Annotated in this window: 23 protein-coding genes; 3 read left to right on the plus strand and 20 right to left on the minus strand. The window is 70.5% G+C overall.

Annotated elements, in window-relative coordinates; all coding sequences use genetic code 11:
- Positions 1-16: 16 nt before the first annotated feature.
- Positions 17-1,546, minus strand: coding sequence for a GTPase HflX (gene hflX / locus ACFCVM_RS13110; protein WP_375836784.1), 1,530 nt, complete (start codon positions 1,544-1,546; stop codon positions 17-19).
- 42 nt (positions 1,547-1,588) lie between these two features.
- Here hflX and ACFCVM_RS13115 point away from each other — a divergent pair, with 42 nt between their 5' ends.
- Positions 1,589-2,203, plus strand: coding sequence for a class I SAM-dependent methyltransferase (locus ACFCVM_RS13115; RefSeq protein WP_375836787.1), 615 nt, complete (start codon positions 1,589-1,591; stop codon positions 2,201-2,203).
- Positions 2,204-2,243: 40 nt separating this feature from the next.
- Here the strand turns inward: ACFCVM_RS13115 and dapF are convergent, their stop codons facing one another.
- The 10 genes from dapF to ACFCVM_RS13165 form a co-directional block, all read right to left on the minus strand.
- Complete coding sequence (gene dapF / locus ACFCVM_RS13120) at positions 2,244-3,125, minus strand: diaminopimelate epimerase (RefSeq protein ID WP_375836790.1); 882 nt, start codon at positions 3,123-3,125, stop codon at positions 2,244-2,246.
- A gap of 61 nt (positions 3,126-3,186) precedes the next feature.
- Positions 3,187-4,107, minus strand: coding sequence for a tRNA (adenosine(37)-N6)-dimethylallyltransferase MiaA (gene miaA, locus ACFCVM_RS13125; RefSeq protein ID WP_375836792.1), 921 nt, complete (start codon positions 4,105-4,107; stop codon positions 3,187-3,189).
- Position 4,108: 1 nt separating this feature from the next.
- Positions 4,109-5,686: a tRNA (N6-isopentenyl adenosine(37)-C2)-methylthiotransferase MiaB gene (gene miaB, locus ACFCVM_RS13130; RefSeq protein ID WP_375837626.1), complete on the minus strand. Its 1,578-nt coding sequence runs from the start codon at positions 5,684-5,686 to the stop codon at positions 4,109-4,111.
- A gap of 45 nt (positions 5,687-5,731) precedes the next feature.
- Positions 5,732-6,454 (minus strand): regulatory protein RecX, encoded by a 723-nt coding sequence (locus ACFCVM_RS13135; protein WP_375836794.1) that lies wholly within the window; start codon positions 6,452-6,454, stop codon positions 5,732-5,734.
- 35 nt (positions 6,455-6,489) lie between these two features.
- Positions 6,490-7,554, minus strand: coding sequence for a recombinase RecA (recA, locus tag ACFCVM_RS13140; protein ID WP_375836797.1), 1,065 nt, complete (start codon positions 7,552-7,554; stop codon positions 6,490-6,492).
- Between the two features lie 308 nt (positions 7,555-7,862).
- Complete coding sequence (locus tag ACFCVM_RS13145) at positions 7,863-8,108, minus strand: DUF3046 domain-containing protein (RefSeq protein WP_375836799.1); 246 nt, start codon at positions 8,106-8,108, stop codon at positions 7,863-7,865.
- Between the two features lie 71 nt (positions 8,109-8,179).
- Positions 8,180-8,488, minus strand: coding sequence for a helix-turn-helix domain-containing protein (locus tag ACFCVM_RS13150; protein ID WP_056013571.1), 309 nt, complete (start codon positions 8,486-8,488; stop codon positions 8,180-8,182).
- A gap of 146 nt (positions 8,489-8,634) precedes the next feature.
- On the minus strand, positions 8,635-10,236 hold the full coding sequence (locus ACFCVM_RS13155; RefSeq protein WP_375836802.1) for a tripartite tricarboxylate transporter permease: 1,602 nt from the start codon (positions 10,234-10,236) through the stop codon (positions 8,635-8,637).
- On the minus strand, positions 10,229-10,786 hold the full coding sequence (locus tag ACFCVM_RS13160; protein WP_375836804.1) for a tripartite tricarboxylate transporter TctB family protein: 558 nt from the start codon (positions 10,784-10,786) through the stop codon (positions 10,229-10,231). Before ACFCVM_RS13160 ends, ACFCVM_RS13155 begins: the two co-directional genes overlap by 8 nt.
- Positions 10,783-11,850, minus strand: coding sequence for a Bug family tripartite tricarboxylate transporter substrate binding protein (locus tag ACFCVM_RS13165; protein ID WP_375836806.1), 1,068 nt, complete (start codon positions 11,848-11,850; stop codon positions 10,783-10,785). The genes ACFCVM_RS13160 and ACFCVM_RS13165 overlap by 4 nt, the downstream gene beginning before the upstream one ends.
- 199 nt (positions 11,851-12,049) lie before the next feature.
- Between ACFCVM_RS13165 and ACFCVM_RS13170 the strand changes: the two genes are divergently transcribed.
- Together ACFCVM_RS13170 and ACFCVM_RS13175 are read left to right on the plus strand one after the other, a co-directional pair.
- A complete protein-coding gene (locus ACFCVM_RS13170) occupies positions 12,050-13,681 on the plus strand; it encodes an ATP-binding protein (protein ID WP_375836808.1) in 1,632 nt (543 codons plus the stop codon).
- Positions 13,678-14,373, plus strand: a complete 696-nt coding sequence (locus tag ACFCVM_RS13175; protein WP_375836809.1) for a response regulator — start codon at positions 13,678-13,680, stop codon at positions 14,371-14,373. The genes ACFCVM_RS13170 and ACFCVM_RS13175 overlap by 4 nt, the downstream gene beginning before the upstream one ends.
- A gap of 49 nt (positions 14,374-14,422) precedes the next feature.
- Here the strand turns inward: ACFCVM_RS13175 and ACFCVM_RS13180 are convergent, their stop codons facing one another.
- The 9 genes from ACFCVM_RS13180 to dapA all read right to left on the minus strand — a co-directional run bounded on the left by ACFCVM_RS13180 (position 14,423) and on the right by dapA (position 25,223).
- Positions 14,423-14,923 carry a CinA family protein gene (locus ACFCVM_RS13180; protein WP_375836811.1) on the minus strand — a complete coding sequence of 167 codons (501 nt, stop codon included), beginning with the start codon at positions 14,921-14,923 and terminating at the stop codon, positions 14,423-14,425.
- 13 nt (positions 14,924-14,936) lie between these two features.
- Complete coding sequence (gene pgsA / locus ACFCVM_RS13185) at positions 14,937-15,539, minus strand: CDP-diacylglycerol--glycerol-3-phosphate 3-phosphatidyltransferase (protein WP_375836814.1); 603 nt, start codon at positions 15,537-15,539, stop codon at positions 14,937-14,939.
- Positions 15,540-15,615: 76 nt separating this feature from the next.
- The gene (locus ACFCVM_RS13190) at positions 15,616-18,519 is read right to left on the minus strand and encodes a DNA translocase FtsK (RefSeq protein WP_375836816.1); all 2,904 of its coding nucleotides are present in this window, start codon (positions 18,517-18,519) and stop codon (positions 15,616-15,618) included.
- A 108-nt stretch (positions 18,520-18,627) separates the two neighbouring features.
- Positions 18,628-19,119 carry a GNAT family N-acetyltransferase gene (locus ACFCVM_RS13195; protein WP_375836818.1) on the minus strand — a complete coding sequence of 164 codons (492 nt, stop codon included), beginning with the start codon at positions 19,117-19,119 and terminating at the stop codon, positions 18,628-18,630.
- 59 nt (positions 19,120-19,178) lie between these two features.
- Positions 19,179-20,420 (minus strand): ABC transporter permease, encoded by a 1,242-nt coding sequence (locus tag ACFCVM_RS13200; protein ID WP_375836820.1) that lies wholly within the window; start codon positions 20,418-20,420, stop codon positions 19,179-19,181.
- On the minus strand, positions 20,417-21,205 hold the full coding sequence (locus ACFCVM_RS13205) for an ABC transporter ATP-binding protein (protein WP_375836822.1): 789 nt from the start codon (positions 21,203-21,205) through the stop codon (positions 20,417-20,419). The genes ACFCVM_RS13200 and ACFCVM_RS13205 overlap by 4 nt, the downstream gene beginning before the upstream one ends.
- Positions 21,202-22,272 carry a hypothetical protein gene (locus tag ACFCVM_RS13210; RefSeq protein WP_375836824.1) on the minus strand — a complete coding sequence of 357 codons (1,071 nt, stop codon included), beginning with the start codon at positions 22,270-22,272 and terminating at the stop codon, positions 21,202-21,204. The genes ACFCVM_RS13205 and ACFCVM_RS13210 overlap by 4 nt, the downstream gene beginning before the upstream one ends.
- Positions 22,273-22,464: 192 nt before the next feature.
- Positions 22,465-24,141 (minus strand): ribonuclease J, encoded by a 1,677-nt coding sequence (locus tag ACFCVM_RS13215; RefSeq protein ID WP_375836826.1) that lies wholly within the window; start codon positions 24,139-24,141, stop codon positions 22,465-22,467.
- Between the two features lie 107 nt (positions 24,142-24,248).
- Positions 24,249-25,223 carry a 4-hydroxy-tetrahydrodipicolinate synthase gene (dapA, locus tag ACFCVM_RS13220; protein WP_375836828.1) on the minus strand — a complete coding sequence of 325 codons (975 nt, stop codon included), beginning with the start codon at positions 25,221-25,223 and terminating at the stop codon, positions 24,249-24,251.
- Positions 25,224-25,402 lie beyond the last annotated feature (179 nt).

Genomic DNA, 25,402 nt, shown 5'->3' on the forward strand with positions numbered 1-25,402 from the left:
GAGCGGATGCCGCGGGTCAGCGACCGGCGGAGGCCGCTGCGAACTCCTCGAGCTGGCCGGCCAGCTCGGGCGATGCGAGCGCGCGCACGCGCGTTCCCTCTTCGTCGTACTCGATCGAGAGCACTCGACCGGTCTCGTGCAGCGTCGAGACGACGTCGCCCCGGTCGTACGGCACGAGCAGGTCGATCTCGACGGCAGGATCGGGCATCATGCGCGCGATCGCCTCGAGCACCTCGGAGATGCCCTCCCCGGTGCGTGCCGACGCGAAGATCGCGCCGGGCTCGAGACCGCGCAGCACGAGGCGGTCTTCGGGAGTCACGAGGTCGGCCTTGTTGAAGACGATGAGTTCGGGGATATCGCGCGCACCGACCTCGCCGATGACATCGCGCACCGTGGCGATCTGCCCGGCCGGGTCTGGGTGGGCGGCGTCGACGACGTGCACGATGAGGTCGGAGTCGCCGACCTCTTCGAGCGTCGAGCGGAACGCCTCGACGAGCTGGTGCGGGAGGTTGCGAACGAAGCCGACGGTGTCGGCGATCGTGTAGACGCGTCCGTCGGCAGTCGTGTTGCGGCGCACGGTCGCGTCGAGCGTGGCGAAGAGGGCGTTCTCGACGAGCACACCGGCACCGGTGATGCGGTTCAGGATGCTCGACTTGCCGGCGTTCGTGTAGCCCGCGATCGCGACCGACGGCACGGCGTTGCGCTTGCGGTTTGCGCGCTTGGCCTCACGTGCCGGCTTCATGCCCGCGATCTGCTTGCGGAGCTTCGCCATGCGCGAATGGATGCGGCGGCGATCGAGCTCGATCTTCGTCTCACCGGGGCCGCGCGAGCCCATGCCGGCGCCGGCGCCGCCGACCTGGCCACCAGCCTGGCGGGACATCGACTCACCCCAGCCGCGCAGTCGCGGCAGGAGGTACTCGAGCTGCGCGAGTTCGACCTGGGCCTTGCCCTCGCGGCTCTTCGCATGCTGGCTGAAGATGTCGAGGATGACGGCGGTGCGGTCGATGACCTTGACCTTGATCGCGTCTTCGAGGGCACGCCGCTGGCTCGGCGCGAGTTCGGTGTCGGCGACGACGGTGTCGGCACCGAGCGAGGCGACGATGTGCCGCAGCTCGTCGACCTTGCCGCGGCCGAGGTACGTGCTGGGATCGGGGTGCGGGCGACGCTGCAGCACGCCGTCGAGCACGCGGGCGCCCGCCGTCTCGGCGAGGGCGGCGAGCTCGCGCATGGAGTTCTCGGCCTCGTCCTGCGAGCCCTGCGAGTACACGCCGATGAGCACGACGTTCTCGAGACGCAGCTGTCGGTACTCGACCTCGGTGACGTCTTCGAGTTCGGTGGAGAGTCCGCCGACCCGGCGGAGGCCGGCCCGCGCCTCGCGGTCGTACTGCTCGCCGTCGGTGTCGGAGGCGAACAGGTCGACCGAGTCGGGCGACATGAGCGCCTCGGCGGCGTCGGATCCGAATCGGGTCACGCCGGCCTTCGTCTCTGCACCCTTGAGCACCCGCTCGACGGCGTCGTCTGCGGCGTTCTGTTCGGCGTCATTCATCGCATTAACCCTAGTTCCCATCGCTGCGATAGGTTCCCCTGTATGGCCTCCGACCATTACTTCTCCTCTCGTCCGGGCGGCGAGGCCACTCTCCGCACCATTTCCGTGACCCTCGCCGGGCGCGAGCTGTCGCTCTCGACCTCGGGCGGCGTCTTCAGCCCCGAGCACCTCGACACCGGCACCCGCATCCTGCTCGACCGCGCCCCCGAGCCGCCGGCGAGCGGTGACCTGCTCGACCTCGGCTGCGGTTGGGGCCCGATCGCGATCTCACTGGCCCTTCGGGCTCCGGATGCCACGGTGTGGGCCGTCGACGTGAACGAACGCGCCCTCGACCTCGTGCGCCGCAACACGGCGCGCCTCGGCATCACCAATGTCAACGCGGTGCTGCCGGGCGATGTTCCCGCAGACGTGCGCTTCGCCGGCATCTGGTCGAACCCGCCCATCCGCGTGGGCAAGGCCGAGCTGCACGCGCTCCTCGAGCACTGGCTGCCCCGCCTGGGCGACGATGCGAGCGCGTGGCTCGTCGTCGCGAAGCACCTCGGTGCCGAGTCGCTGCAGCGATGGATCGCCGACGAGCTCGCCTTCGACGTCGACCGGGTCGCGCAGGACAAGGGCTTCCGGGTGCTCGAGGTGAGCGCCGCGGCATCCGCTCACTGACCGCGCGGTACGCCCCCGTCGAACGGCGGGCGCGGCCGGCTCAGGCGAGGCTGAGGACGCCGTCGAAGACGAGCTCGGCCGGACCGGAGAGCGCCGCGTGCTCTCCGTCGGCGGCCTGGAACAGGCGCACGCCGAGCACGCCGCCCGGCACCTGCACGCGCCAGCGGTCTGGAGCGGCTTCGCCCGCCCAGTAGCGCACCGCGAGCGCGGAGGCCACGGCCCCGGTTCCGCACGAGAGCGTCTCGCCCGAGCCGCGCTCGTGCACGCGCATGCGGATGCGGCCGACGCCGTCTTCGACGAGGGGCTCCGCAGGCACCACGAACTCGATGTTGGCACCCGCCGCTGGTTCGGGCTCGATCACCGGCTGGTACGAGAGGTCGAGTCCGTCGAGTTCGTCGTCATCGGCGAGGGCGACGACGATGTGCGGATTGCCGACGTCGATGCCGAGACCCGGCCGGGCGACCGGCAGGCTCTTGCCCCGAACGAGCGGCTCGCCGCCGTCGAGGCGCCACGGGCCGAGGTCGGCCTCGAAGCCCGTCGCCGTGCGACGCACGGTGCGAACGCCGGCGCGGGTGCCGATCGCGATCGAGTCGTTCACGCCGAGGTCGGCGAGCCCCTGGTCGATCAGGTAGCTCGTGAAGACGCGGATGCCGTTGCCGCACATCTCGGAGACGGTGCCGTCGGCGTTCCAGTAGTCCATGAACCACAGTGCCTGCGGGTCTTCGGCCAGCGATGCTGCGCCCGCGTCGAGGTTCGCCGAGCGCACGGCGCGGATGACGCCGTCGGCGCCCACGCCGAACCGGCGGTCGCACACCGCGGCGATCTGGGTCGAGGTGAGCTCCGACTCCCCCTCGGGGTCGCTGAAGAGCACGAAGTCGTTGCCCGTGCCCTGGCCCTTGGTGAACCGCAGATCGAATGCCATCCGATCAGTCTATGGCTGCGATCCGGCGCCCTCGGCGAGCCGCAGATCGAATGCCATCCGATCAGTCTATGGCTGCGATCCGGGCGAGTTCGGTGCCGCGTGCCACGGCGTCATCCGCATCGATCGTGACCGCGTCGCGATAGCGCTTGAACCAGCTCACCTGTCGCCGCGCGTACGTGCGGGTGAGCTGCTGCGTCTCGGCGATCGCCTCGGCCCGCGAGAGCCGGCCCGTGATCTCACCGAGCGCCTGCGCATAGCCGATGGCCTTGCGCGCGGTCACCCCCTGCTCGATGCCGGCCGGGATGAGCCCCCGCACCTCGTCGACGAGGCCGTCGCGCCACATGCCCTCGACGCGTTCGTCGAGGCGCTCGACGAGCGTCGCCCGATCGCTGCGGAGATGCACGACGCCGTGCGGTCGCCACGACACGGGTTCGTCGGGCAGCCGAGCCGCCTTGGGCTCACCGGTCACCTCGATCACCTCGAGGGCGCGCACGAGCCGACGCCCGTTCTGCGCGTCGACGCTCGCCGCCGTCTCGGGGTCGATCTCGCGGAGGCGCGCGTGAAGCATGCCAGGACCCCGCTCGGCGAGTTCGGCCTCGAGTCGCGCGCGCACCGCGGCATCCGTGCCCGGAAAGCGGAAGTCGTGGATGACCGACGAGACGTACAGGCCCGAGCCGCCGACGAGCAGTGCGACGCCGTCGCGCGCGATCACGTCGTCGACCGCGGCACGCGCTGTCGACTGGTACTCGGCGACGGATGCCTCGTCGACGACGTCGAGCACGTCGAGCAGGTGGTGCGGCACGCCGCGACGCTCGGCGAGCGGGAGCTTGGCCGTGCCGACGTCCATGCCGCGGTAGAGCTGCATGGCGTCGGCGTTCACGACCTCGGCGACGCGGCCGACCCGGCCGAAGGCCTCGGCCAGATCGAGCGCGAACGCGGACTTGCCCGTGCCGGTCGCACCGACGATCGTGATGAGCGTCACGTCAGCGTTGGCCGTCGGACGGGTCGTAGATCGGCATCGTGCCGACGCCGGGCGCGATGAGCGGCTCGGTGCCGCGCGCACGCAGCGTGGGCAGGCCGAGCGAGACCCGCCCGGCAGCGGATGCCCCAGGGGCGGCGGGCACGCCGCAACTCTCCGCCTGCGCGCGATCCCACGCGTCGCCCGCACGTGTGCGGCGGATGCGGAGCGGAGCATCGTCGAGCGAGTCGGCGATCAGGTGGAACGGGGCGGCCTGCGTGATGGTGACCGAGACGACGTCGCCCGGACGCGGCAGCTCGGAGCCGGCCGGCACCTCGAAGTGCACGAGACGGCTGTCTTCGGCGCGGCCGCTCAGGCGATGCGTCTCCGCATCCTTCTTGCCCTCGCCGGTGGCCACGAGCACCTCGACGGGATGACCGATGAGGCGCTGGTTCTCCTCCCACGAGATGCGGTCCTGCAGCGCGAGGAGCCGTTCGTAGCGCTCCTGCACGACCTCCTTCGGCACCTGGTCCTCCATCGTCGCCGCCGGCGTGCCGGGGCGGATGGAGTACTGGAAGGTGAAGGCCGAGGCGAATCGGGCCGCCTCGACGACGCGGAGGGTCTCTTGGAAGTCCTCCTCGGTCTCGCCCGGGAAGCCCACGATGATGTCGGTCGAGATCGCGGCGTTCGGGATGCGCGCACGCACCCGGTCGAGAATGCCGAGGAACTTCTCGGAACGGTAGGAACGTCGCATCGCCTTGAGGATGCGGTCGGAACCCGACTGCAACGGCATGTGCAGCTGCGGCATGACGCTCGGCGTCTCGGCCATCGCGTCGATGACGTCGTCGGTGAACGCTGCAGGGTGCGGGCTCGTGAAGCGGATGCGCTCGAGGCCCTCGATCTGGCCGGCGGCCCGCAGCAGCTTGCCGAATGCCTGCCGGTCGCCGAACTCGACGCCGTAGGAGTTCACGTTCTGGCCGAGCAGGGTGATCTCCATCACGCCGTCGTCGACGAGCGCCTGCATCTCGGCGAGGATGTCGCCGGGGCGGCGATCCTTCTCTTTGCCGCGCAGCGCCGGCACGATGCAGAAGGTGCACGTGTTGTTGCAGCCGACCGAGATCGACACCCAGCCGCTGTAGCTGGAGTCGCGCTTGGTCGGCAGCGTCGATGGGAACACCTCGAGCGAGTCGAGGATCTCGAGCTGCGCCTCGTCGTTGTGGCGCGCGCGCTCGAGGAGGCTCGGGAGCGCGCCCATGTTGTGGGTGCCGAAGACGACGTCGACCCAGGGCGCCTTCTCGAGGATGACGTTCTTGTCCTTCTGGGCGAGGCATCCGCCGACCGCGATCTGCATGCCCTCGTGGCGACGCTTGACCGACGCGAGGTGGCCGAGGTTGCCGTAGAGCTTGTTGTCGGCGTTCTCACGAACGGCGCACGTGTTGATGACCACGACATCGGGCTCCGCGCCGTCGGCGGGCACGTAGCCCGCGGCCTCGAGCGAGCCCGAGAGCCGCTCGGAATCGTGCACGTTCATCTGGCACCCGAAGGTGCGGACCTCGTAGGTGCGCGGCGTCGTTGCCGCTCCGGCGAGCTCGTCGCCGGTCATCTCAGGGATGGAGACGTCGTGAATGGTGCTCATGATCGCACCAGTTTACGAGCCTTCGGCGGCGAGTGCCGCCGTCACCGCCTCGCGCACGACATCGCCCGGGTAGCCCCTCCGCTGGAGGAACGCCGACAATCGGCGCTCGGCGGTCTGCCGGTCGAGACCGCGCAACTGACGCGCCCGCCGCTCGGCGACCGTGCGAGCGTTCTCGAGCTCGGTCTCGGGGTCGAGGTCTTCGACCGCCGCCCGCGCAAGCGCGTTGTCGACGCCGCGCCGCCCGAGCTCCTGCATGATCGCACCACTGCCCTTGCCCCGACGCACGCCGTGACTGTGCACGAGCTGCTCGGCGAGCTTCGCGTCGTCGAGGTAGCCGAGCCGTTCGTAGCGCTCGATCCACTCTTCGACCTCGATGTCGTCGAGCCCGTGCTCGACGAGCACCGCACGCACCTCGGACACCGAGAGCGCCGAGCGACGCAGCCGCGAGATGACGAGCCGATCGATGCGCTCGTCGCGCTCCGCCCCGGACTCCTCAGGCTCCGACGAGTCCGACTCCGCCCAGGCCTCGTTGCGCGAGACGGACCGAAGGCGACCGCGACCGCCGTCGGTCTTCGGCCGACTCCGCGATGCCGCGACAGGCGGCGCTTCGGATTCGGCCTCTGGTTCGACCGTCGGCCGGCTCCGCGAAGACCCGGCCGGCGGCGCCGTCGGCTCCGCCTTCGCCCACGGCAGGTACGTGACCGGGGCGAGTCGTTCTGATGATGCGTCGCTCATGTCTGACTCACCCCGGTCATGTCGTGGTTCGGAACTCAGGCGCCCTTGCGGCCGAGCTTCGGTGCGATGGGCTCGACGTTCGCCGGTGCTGCAGCAGCGGCCGGCTGGCCGACGCCCAGCTTCGCGAGGATCTTCTGCTCGATGTCGGCCGCGATGTCGGGGTTCTGCAGCAGGAAGTTGCGGGCGTTCTCTTTGCCCTGGCCGAGCTGGTCGCCGTCGTACGTGTACCACGCACCCGACTTCTTGACGATGGCCTGGTCGACGCCGAAGTCGATGAGGCTGCCCTCACGCGAGATGCCGGTGCCGTACAGGATGTCGAACTCGGCCTGCTTGAAGGGCGGGGCCATCTTGTTCTTCACGACCTTCACCCGGGTGCGGTTGCCCACCGCCTCCGTGCCGTCTTTCATCGTCTCGATGCGACGGATGTCGAGGCGCACCGAGGCGTAGAACTTCAGCGCCTTGCCGCCCGCGGTGGTCTCGGGGCTGCCGAAGAACACGCCGATCTTCTCGCGCAGCTGGTTGATGAAGATCATCGTGGTGTTGGTCTGGCTGAGACCACCCGTCAGCTTGCGGAGCGCCTGCGACATGAGTCGGGCCTGGAGGCCGACGTGGGAGTCGCCCATCTCGCCCTCGATCTCGGCGCGGGGAACGAGCGCCGCGACCGAGTCGATGACGATGAGGTCGATGGAGCCGGAGCGCACGAGCATGTCGGCGATCTCGAGCGCCTGCTCACCCGTGTCGGGCTGGGAGACGAGCAGCGCGTCGATGTCGACGCCGAGCTTCTTCGCGTACTCGGGGTCGAGCGCGTGCTCGGCATCGATGAAGGCGGCGATGCCGCCGTTGCGCTGCGCGTTGGCGATGGCGTGGAGGGTCAGCGTCGTCTTACCCGACGACTCGGGGCCGTAGATCTCGATGATGCGGCCGCGCGGGAGACCGCCGATGCCGAGCGCGATGTCGAGGGCGATCGAGCCGGTGGGGATGACCTCGACGGGGGCGCGATCTTCGCTGCCGAGGCGCATGACCGAGCCCTTGCCGAATTGGCGGTCGATCTGCGCGAGGGCGGTCTCGAGTGACTTCTCGCGGTCTGCTGCTGATGCCATGGGTGGGGCTCCTTCTTGCTCGATTGCTGCTGCCTCTAGGCTGTCGTTCCACGTTGCGGGTGCTGACCGATCGGTGCTGACCCGCGGCGTCGTGCGACAAGGCGGTTGCGGTGTGTTCCGACGCATCGACCGTATGGTCGGCCACCGACATCCGTCGTCGTTCCGACGGGGATGTGGACAGCTGCGCTGAAGCTCCTGCTGTTGAGGAGCCTACCCCAGCTCCCGAACGCATGTTCGAAGAATCGCCCGCGTGTCGAACACGTCTTCGGACGCGACTGCGAGCCTCGATGGCGCGGCGAACCGCGGGACTACGGGTGTCTCGGCGTGCGCGTCTCGCCGGGCACCGGGCGGCCGGCGCCGTGTCGGCGCTCGTCCGGGACATCCGTCGCCTCGCAGAGCGCGAGCCAGACCTCGCGCGGGCGCACCCCTGCGGCGAGTGCCTCACGGGCCGTGCGGCCGCCGAGCGCGGTGAGCACGAGATCGCCGACGATCGCGCCGCCGTAGCCGACGCCGAACTCCTCTGCGACCGCAGCCTGGAACTCGCTCTGCTTCACCGGATCACCTCTGGACAGACGATCGGCCGGTCCGAGGACCGGCCGATCTGCGTTGTGCGTGCGTGGAGTGGTCAGCGGACCATCAGGTCGGCGTCGAACTCCGCCACGAGCTCGTCGGGCAGGCTGTCGGGCACCACTGAGAGGCCCTCGAGCACTGCGATGCGGTCGCCGACCTCGTGCATGATCACCGAGATGGGCGTGTCGAGTGCGTCGGCGACGGAGGCGAGGATCTCGGAGGACGCCTCTTTCTGGCCGCGCTCCACCTCGCTCAGGTAGCCGAGTGCGACGCTGGCCTTGGACGCGACCTGGCGAAGGGTACGACCCTTCTGCAGGCGGAAGTCCCTCAGCACATCGCCGATCTCCTGTCGAACCAGGACCATCGGGAACCTCCTTCTCTCTGCCTGCGGCTCCGCTGGAAGCCGGAAACGGGAGCGTCAGTCTAGCTGACTCTCCGTGCTTCCAATCTAGCGTTGCACACTGGGGCTTTCGTGTGAACCTGCCACATGTAACAGGGTGTTCACGAAGACTATTCCGCGTCCCGGCCGGATTCCCTTCGACTCCCGGATGTCTCGTGCTCCCGATCCCCCACGGCCGCGATCGCCGCCGTCGGCACGAGTGTCGGCGTCGCCTCGAGCTTCGCCTTGCGCCGCTTCAGCCAGATGCCGAGCACGATGATGACGGCGAGCGTGCCGTAGGCCACGATCGCGAACGGGCTGTGCACGAGGTAGGCGAGGTCGCCCTGGCTGATGGCCATCGACTTGCGCAGCTGCTCCTCGGCCATCGGACCGAGGATGCCGCCGACCACCATCGGCGCCACCGGGTACCCGTAGCGGCGCATGAAGAAGCCGACGAGGCCGACCGCGAGCAGCGTGACCGTGTCGAAGACGTTGAAGTGCAGCGCGTACGCGCCGAGGCCCGCGAACGCGAGGATGCCCGCGTACAGGTACGGCCGGGGAATGCGCAGCACCTTCACCCACATGCCGACGAGCGGCAGGTTCAGCACGAGCAGCATGACGTTGCCGATGTAGAGGCTCGCGATGAGCGCCCACACGAGGCCCGACTGGTTCTCGAAGAGCATCGGCCCCGGGCGGATCCCGTAGGACTGGAACGCCGAGATGATGATCGCGGCCGTCGCCGTGGTCGGGAGCCCGAGCGTGAGGAGCGGGACGAGCACGCCCGCCGCCGCCGCGTTGTTCGCGGCTTCGGGTCCCGCGACGCCCTCGATGGCGCCGCGGCCGAACTCCGCCCGCGCATCGCCCTTCGCGAGCTTCCGTTCCGTCGCGTAGGAGAGGAAGGTCGCGACATCCGCCCCGCCCGCCGGGATCGTGCCGATCGGGAAGCCGATCGCGGTGCCGCGCAGCCACGGTCGCCATGAGCGGGACCAGTCGCTGCGGGTCATCCAGCTGCGCCATCCTTTCGTGACCGGGATGACGCGGACGGCGCCGTGTCGGAGCCGCGACGCCACGTAGAGCGTCTCCCCGAGCGCGAAGAGGCCGACCGCGATGATCACGACGTCGATGCCGTCGGCGAGGCTCGGGATGCCGAAGGTGTAGCGCTGCTGGCCCGAGAGCACCTCGGTGCCGACGAGCCCGAGCAGGAGGCCGAGGCCGAGCGAGACGAGGCCGCGCGGCACGCTCGAGCCGAGCAGTGCGCCGACCGTCAGGAAGGCGACGACGATGAGCGCGAAGTAGTCGGCGGGCCCGAGCTGCACCGCGAGCTTCGAGATGCCGGGGGCGAGGAAGGTGAGCGCGAGGGTCGCCGCCGTTCCCGCGACGAACGATCCGATCGCCGCGGTCGCGAGGGCCGCCGCCCCTCGCCCGGCCTTCGCCATGCGATTGCCCTCGAGCGCCGTCACGATCGACGCCGACTCCCCCGGCGTGTTCAGCAGGATCGAGGTCGTCGACCCGCCGTACATGCCGCCGTAGTAGATGCCGGCGAAGACGATGAGCGCGCCGGTGGGGTCGAGCGAGTACGTGAGCGGCAGCAGGAGCGCCACGGTCATCGCCGGGCCGATGCCCGGGAGGACGCCGACGGCGGTGCCGATGAACACGCCGAAGAGGGCGTAGAGCAGGTACTGGGGCTGCAGCGCGGTGGCGAACCCCTCGAGCAGTGCGGTGAGGCTATCCATGGAAGATCGGGATCCAGTCGAGGAGGGGGCCGGCGGGCAACGAGAGTCCGAGCCACGAGCCGAAGACGAGTTGGGTGACGATGCCGAGGCCGAACCCGATGGCGACGGCCATCCACCAGCGCTTCGCGCCGAGCGACCAGGCGGCCCCTGCGAAGAGCACCGTCACCGCGAGCGGCCAGCCCGCGAATTCGATGAGCACGATCTGCGAGAGGAAGCACACGACGAGCTTGACGACCGTGAGCCAGTCGGTCGGCGCGTCGGGGTCGACGTCCTCCCCCTCGTCGGGCACTCCGCGGCGGCCGCGGGCGAGTTGCACCACGACGACGACGGATGCCGCGACGAGCAGCACCCCGACGGCGTACGGGAAGACCCGGGGCCCGAGCACGCTCGCCGAGCCCGGCGGAACGCGGATGAATCCGGCCCCGATGATCGCGTAGACGCCGAGCGCGGCGCACACGGCGGCGAAGACGTACTCGCCGATCGGCGTCCGAACGGGGGCGGCTCCCCCCGACACCGCAGCGCCGAGGGGAGCCTGAGCGGCGTCGGTCACGGGGCGACCAGGCCGATCGTCGTGAGCGTCTTCGTCACCTCGGCGATGTTGCCGTCGAGGAACGACTCGAACTCGTCGCCGACGAGGAACGCATCGGCCCAGCCCTTGTCGGCGAGCGTCGCGGTCCAGCCCTCCGAGTCGTGCAGCTCCGTGACGAGCGTCGTGAGTGCGTCGATCTCGGCATCCGAGATGCCGCCGGGAGCGAGGAGGCCCCGCCAGTTCGTGAGCTCGACGTCATAGCCCTCCTCGATGAGGGTCGGGGTGTCGGGCAGCAGCTCGACGGGCTCGGGCGAGGAGACGGCGAGCGCGCGGAGTTCGCCGGCCTCGATCTGCTCGACGAACTCACCGACGCCCGAGATGCCGGCCTGCACGGTGTTGCCGAGCAGCATCGTGACGGCCTCGCCGCCGCCCGAGTTCGGGATGTAGTTGAGGGTCGACGGGATGTCGGCGGGGTCCACTCCGGCCTCGGTCAGGAGCATGCCGGCGAGGATGTGGTCGGCGCCGCCGGCCGAACCGCCGGTGACCGAGATCGCCGCACCCTCGTCGACGATCGCATCGACGAGGTCCTCGGTGGTCTTGTACGGCGACGAGGCCGGCACGACGAGCACGAGCGCCTCCTCGGTGAGCTTCGCGATCGGGGTCATGTCCTCGATGCGCACGTCCGAGGCGTTCGTCTCGACGGCGCCGACCATGACGAGCCCGGTGACCATGAGCGTCGCCGGATCCTTCTCATTTGCGAGCGAGGCGAGCCCGACGGTGCCGCCGGCCCCGCCGATGTTCTGCACCGGCGCCTGCGTGACGAGGCCTTCGTCGGTCAGCACCTGGGACATGGCACGGGCCGTCTGGTCCCAGCCGCCGCCGGGGTCGGCCGGGGCGATGAGGTTCACGGCGTCGAGGGATGCCGCTGCGGCATCCGTCTCGCCGGCGTCGCTGCCGGCCGGGGCCGCGCATGCGGCGAGGCCCAGCAATAGGGCGACGCCGGCACCCGCGAGCGCGACGCGCGTCGCCGTACGGGTGGTTCGAGTGAGTGCGGCCGACGTGCGCGGCCCGCTGTGAGATCGCAATGCTCCTCCTTGAGTGCCCGGGAGATCCGCGGGCGTGACGATCGATGTGCCGCCGACGCTAGGGCGGACGCGACCGGGGCCGGAAGCCTGCGGTCGTAACGGTCGTACTGGTCGTTTCGGTCGATTCGGTCGTATTGGTCACGGTCCCGCGGCCTGGCACCGCGGCGTCGTGCGGCACACTTGACGGATGGGCCGGTCGATGACGCTTGGCATGCAGCTCCTGCTGCTGCAGATCGTCATCGTGCTCACGACCGTGGTCGGCACGGGCGTCGCCGCCGTCTGGATGCAGGAGCAGCAGCTGCGAGACGCCTACGAGGACCGCATGGTCGCCGTCGCGCAGTCGGTCGCCGGACTCCCCGTCATCACCGAGGCCTTCGACGATCTCGACCCCGCGGTGACGATCCAGCCCGTCGCGGAGGTCGTGCGCCGCGCCTCCGACGTCACGTACATCGTCGTGGCGAACGACCTCGGCATCCGCTACTCGCACCCGAACCCCGATCGCATCGGCGAGAAGGTCTCGACGGACCCGGCGATCCCGCTCTCCGGCCAGGTCTACGTCGGCACCCAGACGGGCACGCTCGGCGAGTCGTGGCGCGTGAAGGTGCCGATCTTCGCGGCCGACGGCGAGGTGATGGGGCAGGTCTCGGTGGGCATCCTCGAGTCCGAGCTGCGCGCCGACTTCGCGGGCGGCCTCACGATGCTCCTCGTCGCGCTCGTCGCGGCCGCGGTGATCGGGGTGGTCGGTTCGGCATGGATCGGCCGCGTCATCCGTCGCCGCATCTACGGGCTCGAGCCCGACGAGATCCGGGCGCTCCTCGAGACCCGCGAAGCGATGCTGCACGGCATCCGCGAGGGCCTCGTCGCCGTCGACGACGGCGGCCGCATCGTGCTGATGAACGACGCGGCCGCACGCCTCCTCGATGTCGACGAACCCGGCGCGGTGCTCGGCGTGCCGGTCGACGCGGTGCTCGATCGCGAGCTCGCCGCGTTCATCGCGTCGGGCGAGGATCGCGAGACGCTCGTGCTGTCGGGTGAACGGGTGCTGCTCGTGCACGGCGACCGGGTCGGCGTCGACGGTCGCGAGATCGGCTCGATCGCGATCCTGCGCGACCGCACCGAGCTCGAGACGATCCTGCGCGAGCTCGAGGGGGCGCAGGGTCTCGCAGAGGGCCTGCGGGCGCAGTCGCACGAGTTCGCCAACAAACTGCACGTCGTGAGCGGGCTGCTCGAGCTCGGACACGTCGAGGCCGCGATCGCGTTCATCGAGCGCGTCGGCAGTGGCGGAGCTCTCTCGACGCTCGACGAGCACGACGGCATCGGCGACGTCGAGACGGCCGCGCTCGTGCTCGCCAAGCGCTCGCGATCGCAGGAGCTCGGCATCGAACTCCGCCTCGACCCCGAATCGCACCTCGATGCGGCGGGCGACGACGCCCCGCGGACCGAGCTGCTGACCGTCGTGGGCAACCTGCTCGACAACGCGATCGAAGCGTGCGTGCTCGGAGGCCGGGTGACGCTCTCGATCCGCGACGACCTCGACCCGGCGACCGTGGTCGTCCGCGTCGACGACGATGGCCCCGGCGTGCCCGAAGATCGGCGCTCGGCGATCTTCGAACCCGATGTGAGCGAGAAGTCGGCCGCGCCGGGCAAGGCACGGCGAGGCATCGGACTCACGATCGTCACGCGTATCGCCGATCGGCTCGGCGGTTCCGCGGCCGTCGCCGCATCGCCGGCGGGCGGGGCGCGGTTCACGGTGCGACTCCCATGGCCGGGGCCCGACGACCGCGAGCGCACTGCGGAGATCGCAGCCGCCGGCATCGGGGCACGCGCATGAGCGATGTCCGCGTCGTCATCGTCGACGACGACTTCGCCGTGGCGCAGGTCAATCGCGCCTTCGTCGACGCACGGCCCGGCTTCACGGTCGTGGCCGAGGCGCACACCGGCGCCGAGGCGCTCGCGGCGATCGAGCTGCACCGGCCGCAGCTCGTGCTGCTCGACGTCTACCTGCCCGACCTCGGCGGCATCGACGTGCTGCGGCGCCTTCGCGCTGCCGACGACGACGTCGAGGTCATCGCCGTGACCGCGGCGCGCGACCTCGACACGGTCCGCCGGGCGCGGCAGCTCGGCGTGCGCCACTACCTCGTGAAGCCGTTCTCGGGTGCGGCGCTCGGCGAACGACTCGACGAGGTGCGCCGCGGCATCGTCGCCGACTCCGCGATGCCGGGTGCAGCACTCGACCAGCGTGCCGTCGACCAGATGCTGGGGGGTGCGTCGAACCGACGGGCCGTGCTCCCCAAAGGCCTGTCCCCGGTGAGCCTCGAGCGCGTCGCCGCGCAATTGGCCGCGCGCGATTCGGATGCCTCGGCAGCAGAGATCGCCGAATCCCTCGGCATGTCACGGGTCAGTGCCCGTCGCTACCTCGAGCACCTCGTGTCACGCGGTGTCGCCGAGGTGTCGCCCCGCTACGGCAACGCCGGACGCCCCGAGCACCGGTACCGCGCGCCGCACGGGCGCCCGCTCGCCTGACCCCGCGGGGCCGACGGATCGGGCCCGACGGACCGGGCGACGGCTCGACTCAGGCCCGGACGAGCCGCGCGAGCGCCGCGTCGATCGCGGCCTGCACGGTCGCGATCCGGATCTCGGCACGGTTGCCGCGGAGGGCGAGCGCGATCGTCTCGACCTCGACACCGAACGCGATGCCGACGAACACCGTGCCCGGCGGCTTGCCGTCCTGATCGGTCGGCCCTGCGACACCGGTCGTCGCGATGCCGAGTTCGGCCGCTCGTCCGTCGACCGCGAGCACGCTGCGCACGCGATCGGCCATCTGCCGGGCGACCTCGGAGTGCACGGCGCCCTCGGTGGCGAGCAGGTCTGCGTCGACCCCGAGCACCGACCGCTTCACCGCGGTGTCGTACGCGACGATGCCGCCGCTGACCACGACGGATGCCCCGGGCACGCTCGTGAGTTCGGCGACCACGAGCCCGCCCGTCAGGGACTCCGCGACGGCGACCCGCAGGCCGCGCTCGGTGAGCTCGGCGATGAGTCGGGCTGCCGGGTCTTCGGTGGCACGAGGCATCCGCTCGCTCGCCTCAGCTCGCGTCGCGGGGTGCCCGCGCGAGACGCACCGCGTCGCGCACGTAGAGCAGGCCCGACCACAGGGTGAGCACGACGGCCGCGGTCATGAGCACGCCGTTGACCCAGAAGATCCAGTCGCCGACGACGGTCCAGAGCGGCACGAGTGCGAACGAGATCGCGACCGCCTGCACGAGCGTCTTGAGCTTTCCGCCGGATGACGCGGGCACGACGTTGCCGCGGCGGAGCTCGACCAGCCGCCAGACCGTGATGCCGACCTCGCGCACGACGATGATCGCGGTGACCCACCAGGGCAGCTCGTTCAGAATCGAGAGGCAGATGAGCGCGCCGCTCGTGAGGAGCTTGTCGGCGATCGGATCGAGGATCTTGCCGAGGTCGGTCACGAGTCCGCGCGAGCGCGCGATGTAGCCGTCGATGCCGTCGGTCGCGATCGCGACGATGAACAGCGCCGCCGCCCACCACCGCAGCGCGCCGTCGGCGCCCCCGTCGGCGAGCAGCATCCAGAAGAAGACGGGCGCGGCGAGGATGCGGACGACGGTGATCGCGTTCGGAAGGTTCCAGTTCGCCGATCGCGCGGGGGTGCCGGCGGAAGAGGTCATACGGTCAGACTACCGGCCGGGCGGTCGCGTGGAGAGGCCGACGTGCGTACCGGAGCGGTCCCGGATCAGTCGCGGCTCAGTCGCGGCCGGTGAGGCCCCATGCGTCTTCGTCGGTGTCGCCCTCGACCTCGGGCAGGCCCTCGCTCATGCGTGCGACGGGGTCGTCGTAGCGCGCGTCGGGGGCGTCGTACGCTTCGGTGGGAGCGATGCCGCCGCCGAGCGGGCCGGTCTGCGCGGGAGCGGGTGCCGGCGCCGCAGCAGGCCGCGCTGCCGGTGCAGCCGCCGGCTCCTCGCCGCGGAGTCGGGCGAGCACGCCGGGCAGCTGCTCGGCGGTCACGAGCACGTCGCGCGCCTTCGACCCCTCGGACGGGCCGACGATCTCGCGCGACTCGAGCAGGTCCATGAGGCGCCCGGCCTTCGCGAAGCCCACGCGGAGCTTGCGCTGCAGCATCGACGTCGAGCCGAACTGGGTCGACACCACGAGCTCGGCTGCCGCGAGCAGCAGCTCGAGGTCGTCTCCGATGTCGGAGTCGATCTCTTTCCGGGGGGCGGATTCCGCGACATCCTGCCGGTACTCCGGACGTGCCTGACGGGTGACGTGCTTGACGACCCGCTCGATCTCGTCTTCGCTCACCCAGGCGCCCTGCACGCGGAGCGGCTTCGACGCGCCCATGGGCAGGAAGAGCGCGTCGCCCTGCCCGATGAGCTTGTCGGCACCCGGCTGGTCGAGGATGACGCGCGAGTCGGTGACGCTCGTGACGGCGAACGCGAGCCGCGACGGCACGTTCGCCTTGATGAGGCCGGTGACGACGTCGACCGAGGGTCGTTGCGTCGCGAGCACGAGGTGGATGCCGGAGGCGCGGGCGAGCTGCGTGATGCGCACGATCGAGTCCTCGACGTCGCGCGGGGCGACCATCATGAGGTCGGCGAGCTCGTCGACGACGACGAGCAGGTACGGGTATGGCTTGAGCTTGCGCTCGGAGCCGGCCGGCAGCACGATCTCGCCGTTCACGACGGCCTTGTTGAAGTCGTCGATGTGGCGGAAGCCGAACGACGCGAGGTCGTCGTACCGCATGTCCATCTCCTTCACGACCCACGAGAGCGCCTCTGCGGCCTTCTTCGGGTTCGTGATGATCGGCGTGATGAGGTGGGGCACGCCCGCGTACGGGGCGAGCTCGACACGCTTCGGGTCGATGAGCACCATGCGCACGTCGGAGGGCTTCGCGCGCATCAGGAGCGACGTGATCATCGAGTTCACGAAGCTCGACTTGCCGGAGCCCGTCGAGCCGGCGACGAGGAGGTGCGGCATCTTCGCGAGGTTGGCGACGACGTAGCCGCCGCCGACGTCCTTGCCGACGCCGATCGTCATGGAGTGCGTCGCGTTCGCGGCGTTGCCCGAGCGCAGCACGTCGCCGAGGGTCACGATCTCGCGATCGGCGTTCGGGATCTCGATGCCGATCGCGCTCTTGCCGGGGATCGGCGAGAGGATGCGGACCTCGTTCGAGGCGACGGCGTAGGCGAGGTTCTTCGACAGCGCGGTGACGCGCTCGACCTTCACGCCCGGGCCGAGCTCGATCTCATACTGCGTCACGGTCGGGCCGCGCGAGAAGCCCGTGACCTTCGCGTCGACCCCGAACTGCTCGAGCACCCCGGTGATCTGGCGCACGACGTCGTCGTTGGCCTGCGAGCGCTTCTTGGCCGGGGCGCCGGCGGCGAGCGTCGACGCGGCCGGGAGGTTGTAGGGGCGATCGGGTTCGGATGCCGCCTCCGCATCGAACTCCGACGCATCGGGTGCGCCGGCGCCCGGCAGAGCTGCCGCGTCGTCGGCGTCGCCCGCGACGTCGAACGCGGCGAGCACGTTCGTGGCGCCGGCGTCGTCGCCGCGGAGACCGGTGCCGCCGCGCGGCACGTCGCCCGTGAACTGCTGCAGCGCCGACTCGGCGCGCTCGAGGTCGCCGAGCACCTCGGTGTTGTAGCTGCTCTGGCCGACGCCCTCGAGCGGCGTCTCGAAGCTGCCGGCGGCCGAGCCCGCTCCGAACACCTCGGTGAGGCCCTCGACGCCGGTGGCCTCGAACGCGGGGTCCTCTTCACGATTGGAGTCGTTGCGGCGCCACCACGGCAGCATGCCGCCCTTCGGCTCCTCGTCGTCGCCGTCGCCGAGGGCGTCGATGCCGTCGAGCTCGGTCTGCACCGACTTCTTGCGCTCGCGCTTCGGCTTCGCCTCGGGCGGGGCGTCGGTCTCGTCGTGGGTCGCGCCGAAGAGCCATTCGTAGAGCTCGCGGAAGCGCGCCGGGATGCGATTCGGCGGCGTCTTCGTGATGATGAGCAGCGAGAGCAGCAGCAGCACGATCACGACGGCAGCAGCGCCGGCCTGGGTGATGAGGGCGATGAGGGGCGCTGCGACGAGCCAGCCGAGGATACCGCCGGCACGGGCGAGCACGGCCATGCCCTCGCGCGGCTCGGGCTGCCCGCCGAAGATGTCGCAGAGGGCGGAGACGGTCAGGAGCAGGAGGCCCAGCCCGATGCCGATGCGGGTGTTGTCGTGCACCGAGCTCGGGTGCCGGAACAGCCAGACCGCGAACAGCAGCATGACGACGGGCAGCGCGAAGGCCACGCGGCCGAAGAGTCCGCCGAAAGTCCATGAGTCGAGGGTCTGGGCGACGGGCTCGTTGATGAGGAACCACTCGACGACGGCGCCGATGATCGCGAGCACGACGATGAAGAACGGGAGGCCGTCGCGGCGCTCCTCTTTCGAGAGCGTCTCGGGGCCGAGTGCGCGGGCCGCCCCGCCGGTCAGGTGCGCGAGACCCATCCAAGCGCGCACGATGAGGTTCGGCCCCTCGGGTGCGGCTGGCGCCTTCTTCGTCGCGGCGGCGCGGGTGCTCGCGGCCGGCAGCTTCTTCGTGGGCGCAGTTCGGGAACTCGAAGCACGCGAGGACGCGCCCGAGGCACGCCCGTTCGACCTGGTGCTCGTAGCCATGTCCACAAGGCTACGGCCGCGCGCCCGCACTGGACGACAGCCGGATGCGAGTGTTCGCGATCCGCCGTGCCATTCGCCCCGGATTCCAGCGGAAGCGAGCCGCAGAGGTCAGCCCAGCGAACGCACCATCGTGTCTCGCCCGCCATGCGAGGCGACGACGGCGAAGCCCTCTGATCTGTAGAGCGTGGCGGCGAAGTTGCCGTGCTCGACGCTCAGGGCGAGTCGGGCGAACCCGGCCGCGCGTGCGGTCTCGGCGAGCGCCTGCATCAGGCCGCGTCCGACACCCTGCGCACGCCAGAGCGGCCGGACGCCGATGATGAGTTCGGGCACCCCGACCGCGACGAAGCCGTGGGCCGCAGCGTCGGCGGCGAACAGCCGGTACCAGGCGGCGCCGACCGGCCGGCCCTCGCCGTCGAGCGCGACGACGCCGCGATCGGCCGGCCGCTGCCACCCCGAGATGTAGCCGCGAGACGCGGGATCGGCGAGCACCGTCGGTCGCGGTCGGGTGCCTCCCGATCGCCAGTTCGCGGCCTCGACCACCATGTCGGCGAGGAACGAACCGTCGTCGGGGGCAGCCGGCCGCAACGTGAATGCCGCCATGGCCGGATGCTACGCGCGGAGTGTTTCGGCGGTGTTTCGCGCCGTCGGCGCCCGCGGCCTCAGAACCGGATCGCGTCGATCACCTTCACCCGTACCGCGCCGAGCGCCGGCAGGAGTCCGGCGAGTGCGCCGACCGCGACGGCGGCCCCGATGCCGATCAGCGCCGCCTCGATCGGGAACCCCGGCATGTCCTGCACCTCGGCCCCGCCGAGCGCCATGCCCATGAGCGGGCTGCGCACGAGGGCGATCGCGACCCCGACGCCGACGACGCCCGCGACGAACGTGCCGACGACCGTCTCCATCAGCACCGAGAAGAACACGCGGCCCGCGGTGGCGCCGAACGAACGGCGGATGCCGATCTCGCGGATGCGTCCGCGGACCGTGACGAGCGCGATCGTGAGCAGGCCGAGCGCGCCGAGCAGCAGGATGACGACCGCGACGCCGACCACCATGAGCTTGATCGGCAGGAACGGGTCGCCTTCCTGGGCGGCATAGTCGCTGCGCCATCCGTCGACGGTCGCACCCTCGCCGAGCTCGGATTGGAGTGCGCGCTTCACCGACTCCGTGAGTTGATCGGCCGACCCGTCGGGAACCCACATCTCGTACGACGGCATGTAGGCGCCCATCATCGGATCAGCCGTCTCGGGCTGCAATGGGATGAACGAGTCGGTGAGCATGAACGCGGTCGGTTCGGTGTCCCACTCGTTCTGCGCGGGTGTCACGCCCGTGATGACGGCGATGACGCGCCCATTGCCGACCAGCTCGACCGTGGGGTGCGTCGAGAGGGCCGGGCTTCCGAGCCGCTTCCAGAAGGCCTCGTTCACGATGACGGCCGGAGCCATGCGGTCGGCGTCGCGGTCGGTGAACCAGGCGCCCTCCGCGAGTCGGATGCGGTGCATCAGCCCGTAGTCGGGATCGACGACCTGCATCGCCACCGGCACCGCGCCGTCGACGAACTGGACCGTGAGGCTCCCGTAGCCCGATCGGCTCGCGTAGTCGATCCCGTGCCGGTCGAGCGTGGTCTGCCACGCAGCGCCCACCGTCTCGGTGTCGGGCGTGCTGCCGCCGGTGCTGACGTTCATCGACACGGTGGCGGGGCGACCGCCGAATCGCTCCGACATCTCCCGGCCCGCCTGCTCGGCGATGGCTCCGGCGCCGACCACGGTCGTGAGCGCGCAGACGGCGACTGCGACCCCGATGAGCGAGAGCAGCACTCGTCCGCGGTGGATGCGCAGTTCTTCGAGCGCCTCGACGATGGTGCTCACGATGCCGGTCGCGGTTCGGATCAGCCAGCCCTTCATGCGACGGCCTCGATCTCGGCTGCTGCATCGGTCTCCGCCGCAGGCTTCGCGCCAGCCTCGACCACGGAGCGCGCGACCCCGTCGTTCGAGTCGTCGCCCGCGGCATCCGCGGACTCGAGCCTGCCGCCGCGAAGCAGGAAGTGGCGATTCGATCGCGCCGCGATCGTCGGATCGTGCGTGATCGTCACGAGCGCAGCACCGGTCTCGGCCGCCACAGCCTCGATGAGCGCCATGACCTCGGCGCCCGTCTCGAGATCGAGGGCGCCGGTCGGTTCATCGGCGAGGATGAGTCGGGGCTTGCGCACCAGGGCCCGAGCGATCGCCACCCGCTGCTGCTCACCGCCCGACAACCGCTCGGGCTTCGTCGTGAGCCGTTCGCCGAGCCCGACGCGTTCGAGCATGTCACGCGCGATGCGCTCGCGCCGCCAGAACTCACGGCCGCCGGAGTACAGGAGCGGCGTCTGCACGTTCTCGAGCGCAGTGCGGCCCGGCAGCAGGTTGAACTGCTGGAAGACGAAGCCGACCTCGCTGCCGCGCAGGCGGTCGCGAGCACCGCTGCCGATGCGACGCACATCGTGGCCGAGGAAGGCGAGCTCGCCCTCGGTCGGTGCATCGAGCAGTCCGAGCAGGTTCAGGAGCGTCGACTTGCCCGAGCCCGAGCGGCCGACGATCGAGACGCGGTCGCCCTCGGAGACCGAGAGGTCGACGCCCGACAGGATCGTGAGCGGCCGTCCGTCGGGCAGTTCGACGGTGCGGCCGACGCCGCGTGCCTCGACGAGCGTCATTGGGTGAGGGTTCCGCACATCATCATGCCGTCGGGCGACTGCACGCAGCCCTCCTGGCCCGCCTCGCCCGGCGCGCCGGGCACGAACTCGAGCACCTGGTCGCCTTCGGCGACGCCCTCGACGACCTCGACCTGCGTTCCGTCGCTGAGCCCGAGCTTCACGGGCTGCTCGACGCGTTCGCCCTCGGCCGTCACGAGCCAGACGACGCCCGTCTCCGCCCCGCCCTCGACCGCCGTGATCGGCACCACGAGCACGTCGTCGGCGCTGCCGGCCGAGATCTTGACCTGGGCAGAGAGCCCCGGGAACACGCGCACGTCGCCCGGCACCGCGCACCGAACGGTCGTGCCACCGGATGCCTCGCCGCCCGTGCCTCCCGCGCCGCCCGCCGCTCCCGCGCCGGCTCCGCCCGCGCCCGCGCCGGCGCCCGACAGCGGCGTCGAGATCACGAGACCGCCGCAGGTGAAGGGGGCGGGCCCGCCCGCGATCGTCACGAGCGCCTCGGTCGGCGCGCTCGTCAGTCGGTACTGCTGCTCGGGGCTGAGGGTCGCGGTGACGTTGAAGCTCGGCGGCGCCACCTGCCCGGTGACGTCCCCGGTCGCCACCGGCTGGCCCGTGATCACGTCGAGCGAGGAGAGCACGCCTGCGGTGGGGGCGAGCACCTTCTCGAAGTGGAACGAGGGCTTCGGCGTCGTCATCGTCGGCATGCCGTCGGGCCCGACGGTCTCGACCGGTTCCACTTCGTCCTGCACCTTGATGTCGTAGAGCTTCTGCCCGGCTGCGACCTGCTGCCCGGCTGCGGCGAAGACCTCGTCGACGGCGCCGGTGCCGGTCGCCTTGACGGGCGCCGAGGCATCCGCGTTGACCGTGCCCGTCAGCACCACGTCGTTCGCGATCGATCCGCGCGCGACCACGACCTGCGGCTCGGAGACGCTGCCGGTCGGCGAGAGGGTCTCGCTGTCGGCCTCGGCGCGATCGGGGAAGAACGCGAGCTTCGCCAGTGCGATCGCGATCACCGCCACGAGCACGATTCGAACGGTCGGGAAGATCCACTTGCGCCAGACGGCCACGGCACTCCTTGTCGGGTCGCCCGGGCGGGATGGGTCGCCGGGCATCTCCCCCACCCTAGGGAGTCGGCGACGACAGGGGAATCCTTCTCAGGGAGGATTCCGGGTCATCCCCGAGACCCGCCTCCAACGCGCAGGAAACGAGGAACGGCCCGTCCGAGGACGGGCCGTTCTGGGCGTGCTGGTGCGCGGTGGCTACGCCTCGATGACGAGGGGCACGAGCATCGGGCGACGGCGCAGGCGACGGTTGACCCAGCCGCCGAGCACCCGCCGTACAATCTGCGAGAGCGCGTGCGAGTCGCGCACGCCGTTGCGAGCGGCCTCGGCGAGGGCGTCGATGATCTTCGGCTTGACGTCGTCGAAGACCGAGTCGTCTTCGGCGAAGCCGCGCGCGTGGATCTCGGGTCCGGTGATGACTCGGCCCGTCGAGGCGTCGACCACGACGATGACCGAGATGAAGCCCTCCTCCGCGAGGATGCGGCGGTCCTTCAGGTCGGCGTCGGTGATCTCGCCGACGGTCGAGCCGTCGACGTAGACGAACCCGAGGTCGAGCTGGCCGACCACGCTGAGCGCACCTCCGCGCAGGTCGTAGACCGTGCCGTTCTCGCCGATGAAGGTGTTCTTCTCGGGAATGCCGGTGTCTTGAGCGAGCTTCGCGTTCGCGAAGAGGTGCCGGTACTCGCCGTGGATCGGCAGCACGTTCTTCGGCTTCAGGATGTTGTAGCAGTAGAGCAGTTCGCCGGCGGCCGCGTGGCCCGAGACGTGCACCTTCGCGTTCGCCTTGTGCACGACGTTCGCACCGAGCTTCGTGAGGCCGTCGATGACGCGGTAGACCGCGTTCTCGTTGCCCGGGATCAGGCTCGACGCGAGGATCACCGTGTCGCCCTCGCCGATCTCGATCTGGTGATCGCGATTGGCCATGCGCGAGAGCACCGCCATCGGCTCGCCCTGCGACCCGGTCGACATGTAGACGATCTCGTCGTCGGGGATGTTGCCGGCCTTCTTGTAGTCGATGAGCACACCCTCGGGCACCTTCAGGTAGCCGAGTTCGGCGGCGATCGTCATGTTGCGCACCATGCTGCGGCCGAGGAGCGCGACGCGCCGGTGATTCGCCCAAGCGGCATCGAGCACCTGCTGCACGCGGTGCACGTGGCTCGAGAAGCTCGCGACGATGACCCGTCGCGGCGCGCGGTTGATGACCTCGTCGAGCACGGGGCCGATCGAGCGCTCGAGCGGCGTGAAGCCCGGGACATCCGCGTTCGTGGAGTCGACCATGAAGACGTCGACGCCCTCTTCGCCGAGACGCGCGAACTCGCGCAGGTCGGTGAGGCGGCCGTCGAGCGGCAGCTGGTCCATCTTGAAGTCGCCGGTCGCGAGCACGGTGCCCGCGTCGGTCTTGATCGCCACGGCGAGAGCGTCGGGGATCGAGTGGTTGACGGCGATGAACTCGAGCCGGAACGGGCCGATCTGCTCGTGCCCGCCCTCTTTCACCGTGAGGGTGTACGGCTTGATGCGGTGTTCCTTGAGCTTCGCCTCGATGAGCGCGAGCGTGAGCTGCGAGCCGATCAGGGGGATGTCGCCCCGGAGCTTCAGCAGGTAGGGAACCGCGCCGATGTGGTCTTCGTGGCCGTGCGTGAGCACGACGCCGACGATGTCGTCGATGCGCGACTTCAGGAAGCCGAAGTCGGGCAGGATCAGGTCGACGCCCGGCTGGTGCTCTTCGGGGAAGAGCACGCCGCAGTCGACGATGAGGATCTTGCCGTCGATCTCGTAGCTGGTCATGTTGCGGCCGACCTCCCCCAGGCCGCCGATGGGGATGATGCGGAGCGTTCCGGCCTCGAGCGGGGCGGGATCGATGACGACGTCGGGCATGTGCCCTCCTTCTGTTGCGGTGTTCAGTTCGGTGCCGGCCCTGTGACCGGCGGATGTCTCGGGGCGGATGTCGGAGCGGGCGGGTGCGCGCCGCGGCATCCGCTGGTTCAGCGGGTGGTTCCGGCGACCTTCGGCAGCGCGCCGCCGGCTGCGGCGTTGCGGTCGGGGCGGAAGTTGTGGAAGTCGACGCCCGGGATGCCCTGCACGTGGTCGATCTCGTCCTCGATGAGGGCGGCCTCCCACTCTTCGGGGCCGACGAGGGGCAGGCGCACGCGCGGGCTCGAGATGCGGCCGAGGCCGTGCAGGATGTACTTCGCGGCGACCGTTCCCGGCACGTGCGTCATGGTGGCGCGCACGAGCGGTTCGAGCTGCTGGTGGGCGGCCGTCGCGGTGGCGAGGTCGCCGCGGTTCACGGCGTCGACGATCGTGCGGTACGGCGCGGGCGCGATGTTCGCGGTGACGCCGATGAGGCCCGTGGCGCCGATCGCGAGGTGCGGCAGCACGTTGGCGTCGTCGCCCGAGAAGTACATGAGGTCGGTCTGGTTCAGCACCCGGCTGACCTCGGAGAAGTCGCCCTTGGCGTCTTTCACGGCGAGGATGTTGGGGTGCTTGGCGAGACGCAGGATCGTCTCGTACTTGATGGGCACGCCCGTGCGGCCGGGGATGTCGTAGAGGATGACCGGCAGGTCGGTGGCGTCGGCCACGAGCCGGAAGTGGGTCAGGATGCCGGCCTGCGTCGGCTTGTTGTAGTACGGCGTGACGATCATGATGCCGTCGGCGCCGACGCGCTCGGAGTGCTTGTAGAGCTCGATCGCGTGGGCGGTCTCGTTCGACCCGCCGCCCGTGATGATCTTGGCGCGGCCCGCGGCGACATCCTTGCCGACCTCGACGAGTCGGATCTTCTCGGGGTCGGTGAGCGTCGAGGTCTCGCCCGTGGTGCCCGTGACGACGATGCCGTCGGCGCCGGCCGAGATGACATCGTCGATGTGCTTCTCGACCCCGGCCCAATCGACTTCGCCGTCCGCCGTCATCGGCGTGACGAGCGCGACGAGCACTTGTCCGAAGGGGTTCTCTGAGGTCACGCTCTCCAGCGTATCGGGTCGACCCCGCGCGGCGGGCCCGACGGTCGCCCGCTCCCGCCGCCGACGCGCCCCGCGCATCACCCGCGACGCTGGGTCGCAGGATGAAACACGCGACGCGCCGCCGCGCATCGGCGCGCCACGTGTTTCATCCTGTGACTCAGCGACGCAGTCAGCGCCTC

It is taken from the genome of Agromyces sp. NPDC056389, assembly GCF_042262385.1.
GTDB lineage: Bacteria > Actinomycetota > Actinomycetes > Actinomycetales > Microbacteriaceae > Agromyces.

Bases quoted from the DNA above. Each gene is read 5' to 3' on its own strand.
- hflX (WP_375836784.1), bottom strand. From the start codon at position 1,546: ATGAATGACGCCGAACAGAACGCCGCAGACGACGCCGTCGAGCGGGTG.
- ACFCVM_RS13115 (WP_375836787.1), top strand. From the start codon at position 1,589: ATGGCCTCCGACCATTACTTCTCCTCTCGTCCGGGCGGCGAGGCCACT.
- dapF (WP_375836790.1), bottom strand. From the start codon at position 3,125: ATGGCATTCGATCTGCGGTTCACCAAGGGCCAGGGCACGGGCAACGAC.
- miaB (WP_375837626.1), bottom strand. From the start codon at position 5,686: ATGACCGGCGACGAGCTCGCCGGAGCGGCAACGACGCCGCGCACCTAC.
- ACFCVM_RS13135 (WP_375836794.1), bottom strand. From the start codon at position 6,454: ATGAGCGACGCATCATCAGAACGACTCGCCCCGGTCACGTACCTGCCG.
- recA (WP_375836797.1), bottom strand. From the start codon at position 7,554: ATGGCATCAGCAGCAGACCGCGAGAAGTCACTCGAGACCGCCCTCGCG.
- ACFCVM_RS13150 (WP_056013571.1), bottom strand. From the start codon at position 8,488: ATGGTCCTGGTTCGACAGGAGATCGGCGATGTGCTGAGGGACTTCCGC.
- ACFCVM_RS13155 (WP_375836802.1), bottom strand. From the start codon at position 10,236: ATGGATAGCCTCACCGCACTGCTCGAGGGGTTCGCCACCGCGCTGCAG.
- ACFCVM_RS13170 (WP_375836808.1), top strand. From the start codon at position 12,050: ATGACGCTTGGCATGCAGCTCCTGCTGCTGCAGATCGTCATCGTGCTC.
- ACFCVM_RS13175 (WP_375836809.1), top strand. From the start codon at position 13,678: ATGAGCGATGTCCGCGTCGTCATCGTCGACGACGACTTCGCCGTGGCG.
- ACFCVM_RS13180 (WP_375836811.1), bottom strand. From the start codon at position 14,923: ATGCCTCGTGCCACCGAAGACCCGGCAGCCCGACTCATCGCCGAGCTC.
- pgsA (WP_375836814.1), bottom strand. From the start codon at position 15,539: ATGACCTCTTCCGCCGGCACCCCCGCGCGATCGGCGAACTGGAACCTT.
- ACFCVM_RS13190 (WP_375836816.1), bottom strand. From the start codon at position 18,519: ATGGCTACGAGCACCAGGTCGAACGGGCGTGCCTCGGGCGCGTCCTCG.
- ACFCVM_RS13195 (WP_375836818.1), bottom strand. From the start codon at position 19,119: ATGGCGGCATTCACGTTGCGGCCGGCTGCCCCCGACGACGGTTCGTTC.
- ACFCVM_RS13200 (WP_375836820.1), bottom strand. From the start codon at position 20,420: ATGAAGGGCTGGCTGATCCGAACCGCGACCGGCATCGTGAGCACCATC.
- ACFCVM_RS13205 (WP_375836822.1), bottom strand. From the start codon at position 21,205: ATGACGCTCGTCGAGGCACGCGGCGTCGGCCGCACCGTCGAACTGCCC.
- ACFCVM_RS13215 (WP_375836826.1), bottom strand. From the start codon at position 24,141: ATGCCCGACGTCGTCATCGATCCCGCCCCGCTCGAGGCCGGAACGCTC.